The sequence below is a fragment of the Streptococcus minor DSM 17118 genome, from assembly GCF_000377005.1.
Classification (GTDB): domain Bacteria; phylum Bacillota; class Bacilli; order Lactobacillales; family Streptococcaceae; genus Streptococcus; species Streptococcus minor.
In genome coordinates this window covers 1-14,628 of sequence record NZ_AQYB01000016.1, presented here as the reverse complement: position 1 = coordinate 14,628, position 14,628 = coordinate 1, and the positions used below count along the sequence as shown (strand labels likewise).

The following is a 14,628-nucleotide window of genomic DNA, read 5'->3' as shown; positions in this document are numbered from 1 at the left end:
ATCATCTTTCTCATCATAAGAAGACTTAGATGGATTGTTACGAGTGACAGTTGCACCGATGTAATATTGCGTACTATCACCGACTTGGTAGTCTCCTGGTGTAGTTGGATCTGAAATCGCTTGTGGTAAATCACGTGTAACTCCAGCCGCCTTTTCATAGACATAGGTAACACCAGCCTTATTGGCTTCTGTAAAGGTCCAAGTACCAACGAATTCTAAACCGCCAACTGGCATCGGAGCAGAAGTTTTATCCCAGGTCAAGGACCAGGTACCAACTGTCACACCCGCATCGTCTTTCTCATCATAAGAAGATTTAGACGGGCTCTTGCGAGTAACCATAGCATCTTTACGGTAACTAATTTCATCGCCAACCTGATAGTCTCCTACAATAGTCGTATCTGAAATCGCTACTGGCAGTTCACGCATTTCACTAGCTGCTTTCTCGTAACGATAGGTAACAGGATAAATCTTGTGGTTGATAAATGGTTCTAAATTTGGATTTGGAATACCAACTATGACCTCACGACCTGCTGGGCTCTCGTCAATCGCATAACCTACAGGAGCTTGGGTTTCTACGATAGTGTAGGTACCAAATGGAACTTGACGGAATATAATTTTTCCTTCATTATTCGTTGTTTGTGTCTGAATAGCAACACCCGCTTGACGTATTTCAAAGGTCGCACCTGCAAGTGGGGAACCATCTTGATCGTGTTTGATAAGTTCGATATCACGTTTTTCTGTCGCAATAGCACCATTTAAAGTTGTACGGTTTTTAACAGGTGTGAAGGTAAAGCTTTGTGTCGTACCAGTATTGCCATCTTTTTCAGCAATATTGTTACCATCAACATTGGTCGTTGTTCCCGGCGAGAACATCTCATCATCTTCCTTAGTAAAGCGAACACGGTAGGTTCCTTTCTTGAAGAAAGTGAAATGATAGCGACCTTGATCATCAGTCATACCTTGAATTGGCTGATTATTTGGATCACGGACTACATCTCCATTTTCATCAATCAATTCTACTTTACGATTAGCAACAGCTTTTTCACTATTATCCTTGATACCATCTTGATTGAAATCGTCGAAAAATGTTCCCATCACTTCGTACTTGGCAAAAGTGATAGCGGCACTATTACCTTCTAGATAAACAGATCCATTTCGCGAGAAGGCAGATGTATTTTGTGCATAGCTGCCGATAGGAAGATCTTTATCAAAAGGAATTTCTGCTTTCAGATAAACATCCACAGACTTTTGCGATAAGATTTCTTTTCCAGTTTTCAAAGTGTATTTAATGGATTTCACTTGTTTGACGTCTGGTACTTTGTCTTTGGTCAACCATTCACCATCACGGACACTTGCTAAATCTGCACCCTGTGGTGTCAATTGATAGTAAATATCAAATAACTGTATCACTTTGGAGTTTTCTGGTAAATCTTCAAGGAATGCTACCAGTGGTGTCGCAAATTGTGATCCACGTTGAGGATACTCACCTTGAGTATTGGATACTAAATAATGATCACCTACATACGGAAGCACATCAATAACACTGATGTTAAATACAGTCGAAATCGTATTGTTTTTCAACGTAACTTTATAATAGAAAGGTTGACCAAGCTCACCAGTTGCTGTGAAGCCCATATCATCATTTTGCTCATAAGTAACTGTCTTATTCATAGACATCTCAAGGGCTGGAATATAACCAATATTGCTTGTTAATTTTTGAAATACTTCTTGTCGATTGGTATCTCCATCAATATCCAATTCATCTGTATAAGATTTACTATTGTGAAGTGGTTTGATGATGTTATTACGGTCATAGACAAAGTAGGTATCTAGCTTAGACTCTCCAACCTTAGCACTCTTGAGAATTTGAAGACGAGTACTGATATGTAAGTCATCACGATTGTTGTCACTCGGTAAGAATGGAATATCTTTGTAAATAAGAGCTGTCTTACCAGTATTATTCCAATTTGGTACAATTTCTGGAGCTGGAACGCTGCCATTGTACCAAGCTGTAGTATGAGAGACATATTCATATCCTTCTGGCAAGACCTGAATGACACTAGCTTTATGAGTTTCATTTTTCAGAGGCCCCCAGTTTCCTTGCCAAAGTCGGATACTCGCAGTTTGGTTAAAGTAAGTACCTGCATTATTTTGCTCAATAACTTGATTACCAGAAACTTCTAAATCTGCTTGCGGGTTAGGCAATGCCAAACTAGTATAAGCATAGTTTCTATCTCCAAGTGTTTCTGCCAAGTTCTCAGCAGTTGATGGGTGGCTATCTGGTGTTCCATGGTGGAGAACTGCACCATTTCGGCTATAGTAGTATTGACGAGTGGTATAAGTTCCATCTTCAAATTTTGCTAACTCAGCCTTTGTTGGAGATTGTGTAGAAACAAAATTGATTTGCGCATTATCTAAAATGACAGGATTTGCAAATTCTAAGGATAAAGATACATATTTTTGTTCTTCATCATTGATTTCTACTTTTTCTCCAAGAGAGATATTTTGCTTGATGGCGGTTTTAGTACCATCTGCTGCTACACCATAAAGTGTATTCGTAGCAAAAGCTTCTTTTGCTTTCTCTAATTGCTCTCCCGCTGTTCCAGTAATGTTGGTAACTTGGAAGTATTTAAAATAAGTACGCTTATCTTCAGGTGCTAAAACAAATCTATTGGTTGTCAATAAATAGTCTTTTAGGGCATAATAAGCGGTTGTATCCCCACCTTTTGGGTTGGTTCGCGAAGAACCATTATTGCTATTTGTAAAATTACCAAAATGATAGAGACCTACTTCATCTTGCTTCACATTGTTTCTATCATAGTAATGACCATCAACATAGAGATACTCCCCTTCTTGAACACTCAAAGGTGTATCAAAAACAGTACGACCAGCACCATTGTAATTGTCTTTGTAAATACCATAGCTAGAGGTTTTTCTCCATGTTTCTACAACCTTCTTATAGCGGATATGGAAAGTTTGGTCCGGTAGGCGCTTTTCTCTATCTAATCCTTTATTAGCATAAAACTCAACTGGGAAGTCATAGACTTTATCAAACTCTTTTGGTGTAATAGCACGTACATCAATTGTAAAGGTTGAACCTCGTTTTCCATTTCGTTCATTCCATACGCCATCTATAGATGGATTTCGACGGGTCATAGTCAAGGTACGAGCTTGTTCATCCCAAGTACCTTCTGAACTTGTATTCCAACCATTGCCAGGTGCAAATCCTTCTGGGAAATGGATAATAGCGGTAATAGTCTCAGCTTTCTCAAACTCAATAGTTTGCGAGCTAGGTGGTACCGTAATAGTTGGTGATACATAAACAGGAATTTGTCTACTGCTGATATTCCCTGTGTCTGCTGGATTAGGATTTGTCTCATTAAAGTTAACATGGTAATTGGCAATAAAATTATTATGCCAAGATGTATTACCCTTATCGTAGAGATCCCAACTATTGTACCAAGTAGGGTATACCGCGCTATCATCGTAGGTATAAGTATCTTCTAAGGCTACATAAGTCTTCTCAGTTGAATAAAGCACTGTATCATTTTTTGTGCCATCTAAGATTTCAGCTTTTAGTGTAACTGTATCCCCTTTTTGAGTAGGATCCTTTTTGAGAAAGAAAGGTACACGATAAGTTCCCTTAAAGGCCTGTTTTTCTCCCTCTTTGAAGTTAAAGATGTAAGTCTTATACCAATAATGTTCATCTTCATTTTCTTCAACCGAGACAGCCTCATCAGACGCACCAAAAATTGGCTTGTTGATGATGTTGCCTCGTTTTGGAACAGAAACTTTCAATTTGGTGACGGTTGGTAACACAGTGTTGGATACCTCTAAGTCCACAGCGGCAGGTACAGTACTGTTTGTCCAAAACTCTGTTTCATCCGTTAAAGTAAGATTTGGTTGGAGGTTTGCAATGCGCAACCTAACAACAGACGTATCATCATTGGCTGCAACCAAAAAATTCGCAATGGGGATTATACCCACGAATAAACTAAACATTGCTATTAGTTTTAACCATTTAGTTTTCACAATATTTCTCCTAATATATTTTAATCTTTTCTACTAAAAAGCTGAAAAATGCAGAATATCACATAATATATGGTATCTTCCTCTAGTAAAATTGTCAAATATTTATAATTAATTTGAAAGAAGAAATTTAAATATAGTAGTCAATGATAATTAATAAGAAATCTTCCTACCTTACTCATATACAACATAAGATAAATAAAAAAACAAGGCGCGTCCACTACAACGTCCTTGCCAGAAGTTTTAAAACACAAATGTTCGATGCGTTTACATCAAACTAAAATCAAAAAAATATCTAAAAAATCAAAATTATATAACCAGTATAATTAAAAGGAGTAAGACCTATAAAGTAACACAATCGTACTTTATAAAACCATTAGCTTTTAAACTGTTTATGTTAATTAAGGATTGACTTACAAATAATTTTCTTTTTTCCACCTACGCATTATTTGAAAAATGAAGTCAAACTCAAAACATCTAATAAACCATAGAATAAAATAAGAATAAAATAAGAATAAAAATGGCCAAAAGTATATTTCCTAAAATAATCCATGACATTAACATGATTTTTTTTATATCTAGTTCCCTATGTTCTATGATTCGCTCTACCTTAACTTCTACCGGCTTGTTCAAAACCAATTCATCCAGAGTGATATCAAATACTTTTGCCAGTTTTATCAGATTTTCAAGATCTGGTGTAGCTTCACCATTTTCCCTTAGTTAAAGATATTTGCTATTGATATGCTGTTTTAGAACTGTCGGGTAGAAAGAATAGGGTGTGAAGTGAAATAAGTTCTTATAACCTTATAAATCGTTGCATATCAGTACTTTTGTATTTGTTTTTGCTCTTGTCTTTTGTAATAGTACCCCCTGTTAGATAACGGGGGCTTGATGTTCGCTCGCAAGCTCGCTCAACTGCCAAAGTGAATCAGCCACTAAAAACGGCGGAAAAATCTAAAAGATTTTCCCACCGTCGTGTCTGGATCACTTTGTCTGTAAATAATTATATCAATAACATATAATATCATCTTCTATTTCTTTTATTATTTCTGGGGATATATCGTTAATTTCCAATGTATAAACAAGATTTAACCTAGGATTAAATACTCCTAATTTTATAATATTTTCATATATTTTTTGACCAGAATGTTGCCCCATAATCCAATACATTAGTAATTGTAAAGTATGCTTGTTTGTTAATTTTGATTTACTTACTTTAAAATCCCAAATAGTATCAACAGTTAAATAATCGCCGTCACCTGTATTGACCGTTTCTGTGTATCCATTTGGGTCAAAAGTAAATCCATCTTGTTTTATAGGACCAAATTCATTCCAAAATTTAATACTTCTTTCGACCATTATTCTAATATTTTGAATTGTTTCTGTATCTGGATTGGTTTCTTTAACACCTTTTGCCATCATTGCTTCCACAGGATTTCTATACCATACATCGTATGTTACCATTTTACACGCATTGACAATAGATTTATCGTCTAAACCCGTAATACCCGATAATAACTTTTGGGCGGTTTTTAAAGTAGATTTTTGTTTTAAAATTTCTTCAGCAACTTTTGCTCCCATACAAGATATTTTAAATGCTTCTATAATATCAGTTCCCATGACAAATCTAGTCAAATAATCAACAGCCATGCCTATAACAGAAGCATGAACATTCTCATGTTCACTTAATATCTGCCCATCTTCTATCTTTTGTATTTTAAATTGTGAGGGTTTTATGTAACCACCTCTTGGTTGCTTTATTTCAGTAATCCTTTTTGTAACAGAACTCATATATTTTTACCCCTTTCATCTATTATTCAAACAAATAACCACCACTCTCAACATCAATGTAAACTTCTATACTTTCCTTTTTAACCGATACTATATAACCACGTACAGCTTAAAGGTGCAAAAAAGCACTTTTTTGTGCAACTTATAGTTGCATAAGATATTACAATAGCTGATATGAAAGGATTTTTATGGTTGCACTAGCCTTTTTAAAACAACTTGACTCCCAGCAAGTAAATCACCGAAATGTCGCTTATCCTTTCTATTTGTAGCCATGAGCAAGAGAGTGAGAAGTAACATCAAACTTGTGATAGTACAAATATGACCAAAGATACTAGTGTAACTAGAATAAATTCCAGCAATAGTACCCATATGTCCGATTTGCCAAGGTAGAAACTTAATACTATTGCGGATTAATGCAGACTGAATGGGATTTTTTGTATAACGAACGATTAGGCCTGCTCTTTTTTACCCCAGCTACCACCTCGACTATCCATCCAGCTAAAAATACCCACAATGGGCAAAACAGATGTTACAGTAGTTATCAACTGGGATTGAAGCATAGTAAACACAGGTATTCTTCCATAAAAGAAGAAATAAAAACTCAGGCAAACAATTGCGAGACAGACAAGATAGACTAGAATCAAGAGATAATCAAAGATGAGTTCTTTGAGACGAGTAAGAAATGGAATCGGATTTTCTTCTAACATGAGTACTCCTCCTTAAATCTCTTTAGTTGATTTGAAAATTGTAACAACATCACTCCTCCTTTCGCCTCTATTATAAATCATTCAGAGTACTTTTACTAGCAACTTAGAAGAAAATACTGTCAAAGTCGCGCAACTAAGAATTGTATGTTTAGTAAAAATAGCGATTTTAAAACCTTTTTCAGGTTGCGATTGAATTTTATAAGACCTTTTTCATCTTGCGTTCAAAATCATAACGACTCATCATCACCACATGGTCACAGTTGGTACAGCGGATTTTAATATCTGCACCTAGGCGAGTAATTTCCCAACAGTTGGCTTTTTTGCCTGTCGCTTTTACGGTACAGGCATGTGGTTTTTTCATTTCGACTAAAGAACCTAATTCATACATAATGACTCCTTATTGATAAATAAAACGTTCTTGACAAATCAAGGTTAATTTTTGGGCACTACTCATTTCTCCGTCCAGCTGAATGAGAGTGAGTTGATTTAGAGATACAGTGGTATTTTTTCCAGCCAGATGGTGCAGGTGACTGGATTGCTTGTGACGTTTTAAAAGTAAATCTAATAATGCTAGAATACGGCGATGCAAGGGACCGTTTTTTATATAGACAATATCCATCCCTTCCTGAGTTGCCTTAGCTTCTGGCCAAATCATAATTCCACCGCCAAAGTAGGTATTATTAACTATAGAAAAGAAAAATAAGTTCTCCACTTTATGACTTTTCCCATCCACTTCTAGTCTGACATCAAATGATTGATGACTGAGTAAACTACGAATAGCAAAGATAAGATAGGTTAATTTACCAAGTTTTATGCTATTTAAGAAAGACTTTAAGTTGGAATTTGTTGCATGAGCGATGACCTGAGAAACAAACCCAATATCCATTGTGTTCATAACAACACCTAGGCAGCTATGCAAGACAAAAATTGATTTTTGCTTATCTGCTAAGATAGCCTCCAAAACATGTTCTAATTTATGGATAGCCATCGATTTAGCAAAATCATTACCAGAACCAGTTGGATAATACGCAAAAGGGAGATGAACTGGCCAAAAGGCCAAACTTTTAGATAAAGTTCCATCACCACCAAGTATCAAGAAGCGATCCTCTGCAGTAAAGATCTCTAAAATAGCTTCTATCTGATGTTTCTCATCATCTAGTCCACTTGTCAAATAAACCTTTGTTTTTACTTGAGGATAGCTTTGTTGAATTTCGCTAATAATGTGCTCAGCTCCATGTCTTCCAGCTTGTGGATTTGCTAAAATATACAGTATCATAACTAACTCTCATCTATGTTATAGTTTCAGTATAGCATAAAAACGGTCATAAAGACCGTTTCATAGATTAATTAGTACGTACTGGAGTGATAAGTTGGATAAAATCTTCTCCTTCTGCATTTGGAACCAGAGTGAAGGGACGAATAGGGGAGATGAAACTAATTTTCACCTGTTCATTACCAACAGCCTTGAGAGCATCAATAAGATAGGTTGGATTAAAGGAAATAATCAAATCTTCACCATCTACAGCTAGAATATCTAATTCTTCATTAACTTTTCCGACCTCTGGAGAATGAACATGGGCTGAAACGATTCCTTTTTGAATTTCCAACTTCACCGTTCCATTTTGAGTTGCATTGGAGAGAAGACGTGCTCGCTCCATGGCATGGCGTAAGTTCGCAGTATCAAAAGTCACTGTTGTATTGAAAGCTGTTGGAATTAGACGATCAGTGTCTGGATAGGTCCCTTCCAAGAGACGGGTGTAGAAGCTGATATGCTGACTTCTAAACAACATTTGGTTGTTAGAGAAGAAAACTTCTACCGTTTCAATCTCATCTGAGAAGACAGCTGCAAATTCTCGAAGTGAGCGACTTGGAATGACAACATCAAAGTTATCCCCATCTTTAGCCAGTTGAATCTTACGTTGACTCATACGATGTGAGTCTGTCGCCACTGTTTTAAGAGTCTGATTGTCTGTAAGAACAAAATGTACACCAGTCAAAATAGGACGACTCTCCTGGGTAGAAGCTGCGAAAGCTGTTTCATTGATGATATCCTTGAGTAGCTTAGTTTCTAATAATAGAGGTTTTGTTTTGACTACCTCTTGTAAACGCGGATAGAGTTCTGCTTCTTTTCCTTTTAGAGTAATTTCTGATTTCCCACTGGTTAGCAGAACTTGTTTTTGCTCAATTTCTTTTAGATCCAAAACAATATCTGGTAGACTGGATACTACATTGATAAAGAAGCTAGCTTCTAACAAAATAGATCCTGTTGAGGAAATCAGTAAACCGGCATTGTCATCTTGTACAGAAATAAAATGTTCAATAGAAATTTGTCCATTTGAACCAGTCAATCCAATTCCTTCATTATTTACTTCGATTTTAATAGTAGATAAAACAGGAATAGCATTTTTATGACTAATAGCACGTTTGGTGGTATTTAAGGCTTGGATAAAGACTGCCTTGTTGATTGAAAAATGAATCATGGATGCTCCTTTATTTATAAATAATAAGGTTAATAGTAATAGTAGTATCTGTTAATTCTGTGGAAAAATAAGATGAAGCGCGTGAGAATGGGATAACAGACTTGTTCACAAAATGTGGAAAACTTTTGCAGTTTTTAAAACTTATCCACATTAACGAATTTTGTTGCGGATAGTAGTTAATTCGATTTCTAATTGGTCATCCTCAGCTAGCATGGTTTTTATCTTGTTGTAGGCATGCATAACAGTTGTATGGTCACGACCACCAAACTCCTTGCCAATTTTGGGAAGAGAATTATCGGTCAATTCACGCGCTAAATACATAGCAACCTGTCTGGCATGAACAATATGTTGAACCCGCTTAGCTCCCTTAATTTCTTTGACACTGACTCCATAAAAATTACCAACCTCGGTCTGAATCTTATCAATAGAGACGACCGTATTTTGTGGATTGGTTTGCCTACGTGAACGAATAGCTTCTGCGGCTACATCTACTGTAATTTCAGTCAATTTGCGCATCGTGGCTAGAAGATGAATATCTTTGAGGGCACCTTCAAGGTCACGAACATTAGAATGAAATTGTCCAGCTAGATAGGCCAGAGTATCATCGGTAAATTCATAGGGATATATTTCACACTTGTTGCGTAAAATAGCAATCCTAGTTTCAAAATCAGGAGGTGTAATTTCACTAGTTAATCCCCATTTAAAACGGGTTACTAGACGTTCCTCTAAGTTATCCAGATAGTCAGGATTGCGATCTGAAGTCAGAACAATTTGTTTGCTATTTTCATGCAAGGCATTAAAGGTATGGAAAAATTCTTCCTGGGTAGATGCTTTATTACGCAAGGATTGAATGTCATCAATAAGAAGCAAATCCAGATTTCGGTAGGTCTTTTTGAAATTATCCATGTCATTGAGACGCAAATGTTCTAAAAAGTCATTGATAAAGGTTTCAGAAGAAACATACTTAATACGGGCATGAGGATTATCTAGTAAGACCTTATTTCCGATGGCATTGAGCAAGTGGGTTTTTCCTAAACCGGGTCCTCCGAAGATAAAGAGGGGATTGTAGAGTCCGCCTAGATTATCTGAAACTGCTAGAGCAGCAGCCTTAGCCCATTGATTATTATCCCCTTGAACAAAATTATCAAAAGTATACTGAGGTTTGATATCTGGATGGGTAAAGGGAGTATTCGCTAGATAAGTTGGGTTAGAGTCTGCTTGTTGAGAATTATTTTGAAAAGGTTTGTTATTGTCCTGCACGATTTTTTCTTCTTTTGAAACAGGATCAAATTGGTATTCGGTCTTGAGATGTTCATTATAAATCTCAAAACCAGCCGTCAACATGACACTCTTCATATTTTCTTCCCAAAAGAGTTTCTTAAAGGGGCTGTCCAAAAAAATAGTGACGATACTTCCATTGATATTCACCAAGCGAGCACCGGAAACAAAGAAGTCAAAAGCTGATTGTTTGAGGTTATCTTTTGCCAGCTGTAAAACTCGCTCCCAAAATACTTGTTCTTGCTCCAACACAGGCCCTCCTTTCCGATTCTATGTTCTATAAGTGTATCATATTTGTAAAAAGTTTTCCACAACTTAAAAACTTTTCCACATTGTTTGCAAAACTTTTCCACAGAATGTGAATAATTACGAAACTTCTTTTTTTACCAGCTGTTTTCTTACAAAATGATTGTGTATAAATTGTCGATATCTTTTTTCTATTCACAGGATTTTTTTAAATTGTTGATAAGTCTTTGGTATTCGTCTGTATCAGCAAATGAAATTTTGATATGGCCAGAAGAGTCTTTTTTTTGATTAATCTGCACCTCTACTCCTAGCATTCGACGAAGATTTTCTTCTTCAACTTGGATAAAACTATTTTTCTTCTCTCTTTTTTTTGTCTTTTTTAGTGTTAATGCTTCTTCTAGAGAACGGACACTCATATCTCTTTCCAAAATTTGTTGGAACCAACTCTCTTGTTCCTCAGTTGATAAAGGCACTAAAAGTTTAGCATGACCTTGGGAAATTATTCCAGCTTCCACTGCCTGACGGAGTTTGTCGGATAAATTTAGAAGACGCAAACTATTGGAAATATAAGGCCTAGATTTACCTATAATCTGGGCTACTTCCTCGTGCGTCAATCCTCTGTCTAATAATTTTTTATAAGATAGAGCTTCTTCAATAGGATTAAGGTCTGAACGTTGTAGATTTTCAATAATGGATTGATAGAGCATATCTTCATCGGTCAACTCTTTGATGACAACAGGTACTTTGGTCAAGCCGGCTAACTGACTAGCCCGCAAACGTCTCTCACCTGCCAGCAATTCATAACCAATAATAGCTGATTCTCGAACAATGAGAGGTTGAATCAGACCATGAACACGGATTGATTGTGCCAATTCTGCTAACTTTTCTTCTTCAAAATGGACACGAGGCTGATAGGGATTTGGCGTAATATCATCTATTTTTATATATTTCAGTTCTTCCATAGGCTTATTCTAGCAAAAAAAATCTAACTTTACAATGTTGTCAAGTTAGATTTACAATATGAAAAAATTAATTACTAGATAGTTCTTCAGTGGAATGCGTCAATTCAATTTTTACAGTCTGTTCTTTACCATCTCGATAAAAGGTAACATTGATAGAATCTCCGATATTGTGCTTGTAAAGAGCAGTTTGAAGATCACTACTGGTTTCAATTTGTTCTCCATCAATAGCTGTAATCACATCATATCGCTGCAATTTTTCGTGAGCAGGGAGACCAGCTTGAGTAGAGATAATCAGCACACCAGCTGTCAAATGACTATTTTTCAAACCAGCCGTTTCTAATTGACTGCTAGATAATTGTGCCAAATCTAACATCTGAACACCGAGAGCTGGCCGTATTACTTTCCCATTGTCTTCCAATTGTTTAATAATAGCAATGACATCATTAGAAGGTATAGCAAATCCCATTCCTTCTACAGAGACATTTGAAGTGGCATTAGCAAATGTAATTTTACTAGATGTAATTCCCATCACCTGTCCTTGAATATTAATCAGCGGGCCACCTGAATTCCCTGGATTAATAGCAGTATCTGTCTGAATAGCATTGGTCGAGATGATTTGTCCATCCTCTGATTTACTAGTCACTGTACGACTCAAACTTGAAATAATTCCTTGAGTCACCGAATTAGCATAAATAGATCCTAAAGGACTACCAATTGCAATTGCTGTTTCTCCAATATTGATAGTGTCAGAATCTGCAAATTCAGCAACGGTGGTGATTTTATCAGCAGCAATCTTAATTACAGCAATATCGGAATAGGTATCAGAACCAACTAACTCCCCTTTTATCTTCTCTCCAGAAGCTAGCTGAATATCAATTTGCTCAGCGCCAGCAATCACGTGTGTATTAGTCACAATATAGGCAAAAGTTTCATCTTTTTTATAGATTACTCCAGAACCTTCACTAGCTACCGCTAAATCATCAGAAGAATTTTGACTTCCAAAAATAGACAGTCCACTACTAGCTCCCTGCTTATAGTTAATAACAGAAACAACAGCATCTTGAACTCTTTTCACAGCTTCAGTCACGGATGTCTTGTTATCATAGTTGACTTTGCTGACTGTTACTTGTTCAGATGTTGTAGTTTTCTGTACGTTCGAATTGGTTGTAGTTTGAAAAAAAGATATAGCCATTCCACCAACTACTCCCCCTAGAAAACCAAATAGAAAAAGAATGGCAAATTTTAGATGTTTTTTCATGAAAGGTATTCCTCCTTTTTCTTCTATACTAGTATTATTTTCTTAATTATAACTTAAAATTTTCAAAACTTCATCCACAATCTGTGGATAACTTTTGATTTCATGTGTAAAAACCTGTATTTCTTCTAGGATAATTTCATCAAAAAAGAAAATTTTTTTCTATTAGCTTGTGGATATGATACAATATTTTTATGAAAATAAAAGTCATTAGTGTTGGAAAACTGAAAGAGAAATATTTGAAAGAGGGAATTGCAGAATATCACAAGCGCCTCAGCCGCTTTACCAAGTTTGAATCTGTGGAGTTGGCAGATGAAAAAACACCAGATAATGCCTCTGTTTCTGAAAATGAAAAGATTTTAGAAAGAGAAGCCGAACGTATTCTCTCAAAAGTTTCAGATCGTGAGTTTGTTATCGCTCTTGCCATTGAGGGCGAACAGTTTCCATCAGAAACATTTTCTAAGATGCTATCAGAAGCAATGGTCAAAGGATTCTCGGATATTACTTTTATCATCGGAGGTAGTTTAGGACTGGCTCCATCTGTAAAAAAAAGAGCCAACCTTCTCATGAGTTTTGGTCAATTGACTTTGCCTCATCAACTTATGCGTCTAGTCTTAGTAGAGCAAATTTACAGGGCCTTCATGATTCAAACAGGAAGTCCCTACCATAAATAGTTTCACGTGAAACAGAAGGTTTACACACATGTCAAGATTAAAAAAATATCGTATATTTGAAGGCTTACGGGTAGCAACTGTTTTAACCTTTATTAGTGGCTATCTAAATGCCTTTACTTTTATTACTCAAGGTGGGCGTTTTGCAGGGGTTCAATCTGGAAATGTTATCTCGACAGCCTATTTTTTAGCACTGGGTGATTTCGAACAAGTGTTTAATTTTTTAATTCCTATTTTTTTCTTTGTTTTGGGACAATTTTTCACCTATTCAACTAGAAAATGGTTTTTGAAAAAAGGATTTTATTGGCATTTTAGTAGTAGTTTGATGATGACTGTGTTTGTTTTGATAGCAGTTGTCCTAACTCCATTTGTGTCTCATCATATTACGATGGGCATTCTAGCCTTTGTAGCCTCGATACAGGTAGAGACCTTCCGAAAACTCCATGGTTCCTCTTATGCTAATGTAATGATGACGGGAAATGTTAAAAATACAGCTTATCTTTGGTTTATGGGATGGATAGAAAAAGACAGAGATTTGCAGCGTAAAGGAAAAGATATTCTTTATATTATTCTTAGTTTTATGATTGGTGTAGTCGTTTCTACACGTTTCTCCCTTCTAATGGGAGAATATGCCTTGCTTGTTCTCTTGTTTCCCCTTTTTTATGTTAATCTTCAATTATGGTATGAAAAAAATCCTAGGATTCCTAGGATGTTCAAATGATTCCAGCAGGATTCGAACCTGCGACCGTTCGCTTAGAAGGCGAATGCTCTATCCAGCTGAGCTATGGAACCAAAAACTAAGCCACTTTATTCTAACCTAAAGAAACTGGAATGTCAAGAAGCAAAGAGGCTTGACAAAGTATCTGAACTGTATTATACTAAATACTGTCTTAAGAGATGGTCCGTTGGTCAAGGGGTTAAGACACCGCCTTTTCACGGCGGTAACACGGGTTCGAATCCCGTACGGACTATATTTTATTCCGCCATAGCTCAGTTGGTAGAGCGCATGACTGTTAATCATGATGTCACAGGTTCGAGCCCTGTTGGCGGAGTCGTTTCTAACACCTGGAAAGGTGTTTTTTATTATGGCTTCCAGCCAGTTTTTCTCGCAGAGGAAAACAAGAAAACCACCAGCTAAGCTGGTGGCAGACAAGGCTTGTAGCTTCCATTTATTTTTCCTAGTATAATCTAATTGTTCAGGTTAGACAA

General features: G+C 36.4%; 12 protein-coding genes and 3 tRNA genes. 4 read left to right on the top strand and 11 right to left on the bottom strand.

Annotated elements, in window-relative coordinates; genetic code table 11:
• The 10 genes from F602_RS10150 to F602_RS0100375 form a co-directional block, all read right to left on the bottom strand.
• Positions 1–4,032 (bottom strand): SpaA isopeptide-forming pilin-related protein (locus F602_RS10150; protein ID WP_040839561.1); only part of this gene is annotated, 4,032 nt, incomplete at its 3' end.
• 474 nt (positions 4,033–4,506) lie between these two features.
• Positions 4,507–4,707: a DNA-binding protein gene (locus F602_RS10660; RefSeq protein WP_245537553.1), complete on the bottom strand. Its 201-nt coding sequence runs from the start codon at positions 4,705–4,707 to the stop codon at positions 4,507–4,509.
• Between the two features lie 330 nt (positions 4,708–5,037).
• Positions 5,038–5,820, bottom strand: coding sequence for a hypothetical protein (locus tag F602_RS0100410; RefSeq protein WP_018165999.1), 783 nt, complete (start codon positions 5,818–5,820; stop codon positions 5,038–5,040).
• A gap of 449 nt (positions 5,821–6,269) precedes the next feature.
• Positions 6,270–6,527 (bottom strand): hypothetical protein, encoded by a 258-nt coding sequence (locus tag F602_RS11175; protein ID WP_018165998.1) that lies wholly within the window; start codon positions 6,525–6,527, stop codon positions 6,270–6,272.
• Between the two features lie 196 nt (positions 6,528–6,723).
• On the bottom strand, positions 6,724–6,915 hold the full coding sequence (locus F602_RS0100400; protein ID WP_018165997.1) for a DUF951 domain-containing protein: 192 nt from the start codon (positions 6,913–6,915) through the stop codon (positions 6,724–6,726).
• Between the two features lie 9 nt (positions 6,916–6,924).
• Entirely contained in the window at positions 6,925–7,803 is an 879-nt protein-coding gene (locus tag F602_RS0100395) for a diacylglycerol/lipid kinase family protein (RefSeq protein WP_018165996.1), read from the bottom strand.
• Between the two features lie 67 nt (positions 7,804–7,870).
• The gene (dnaN, locus tag F602_RS0100390; RefSeq protein ID WP_018165995.1) at positions 7,871–9,007 is read right to left on the bottom strand and encodes a DNA polymerase III subunit beta; all 1,137 of its coding nucleotides are present in this window, start codon (positions 9,005–9,007) and stop codon (positions 7,871–7,873) included.
• A 150-nt stretch (positions 9,008–9,157) separates the two neighbouring features.
• The gene (dnaA, locus tag F602_RS0100385) at positions 9,158–10,534 is read right to left on the bottom strand and encodes a chromosomal replication initiator protein DnaA (RefSeq protein ID WP_026183228.1); all 1,377 of its coding nucleotides are present in this window, start codon (positions 10,532–10,534) and stop codon (positions 9,158–9,160) included.
• 188 nt (positions 10,535–10,722) lie between these two features.
• Positions 10,723–11,493, bottom strand: coding sequence for a ParB/RepB/Spo0J family partition protein (locus F602_RS0100380; protein WP_018165993.1), 771 nt, complete (start codon positions 11,491–11,493; stop codon positions 10,723–10,725).
• A gap of 67 nt (positions 11,494–11,560) precedes the next feature.
• On the bottom strand, positions 11,561–12,751 hold the full coding sequence (locus F602_RS0100375; protein WP_018165992.1) for a S1C family serine protease: 1,191 nt from the start codon (positions 12,749–12,751) through the stop codon (positions 11,561–11,563).
• A 191-nt stretch (positions 12,752–12,942) separates the two neighbouring features.
• Here F602_RS0100375 and rlmH point away from each other — a divergent pair, with 191 nt between their 5' ends.
• Both rlmH and F602_RS0100365 read left to right on the top strand, forming a co-directional pair.
• A complete protein-coding gene (gene rlmH / locus F602_RS0100370) occupies positions 12,943–13,422 on the top strand; it encodes a 23S rRNA (pseudouridine(1915)-N(3))-methyltransferase RlmH (RefSeq protein ID WP_026183227.1) in 480 nt (159 codons plus the stop codon).
• 28 nt (positions 13,423–13,450) lie between these two features.
• On the top strand, positions 13,451–14,140 hold the full coding sequence (locus F602_RS0100365) for a YoaK family protein (protein ID WP_026183226.1): 690 nt from the start codon (positions 13,451–13,453) through the stop codon (positions 14,138–14,140).
• Here the strand turns inward: F602_RS0100365 and F602_RS0100360 are convergent.
• Positions 14,138–14,211, bottom strand: a tRNA-Arg gene (locus tag F602_RS0100360). The two genes, F602_RS0100365 and F602_RS0100360, sit on opposite strands and share 3 nt — an antisense overlap.
• A 107-nt stretch (positions 14,212–14,318) precedes the next feature.
• Here F602_RS0100360 and F602_RS0100355 point away from each other — a divergent pair.
• Positions 14,319–14,390 (top strand) — tRNA-Glu (locus F602_RS0100355).
• A gap of 8 nt (positions 14,391–14,398) precedes the next feature.
• Positions 14,399–14,471, top strand: a tRNA-Asn gene (locus tag F602_RS0100350).
• Positions 14,472–14,628 lie beyond the last annotated feature (157 nt).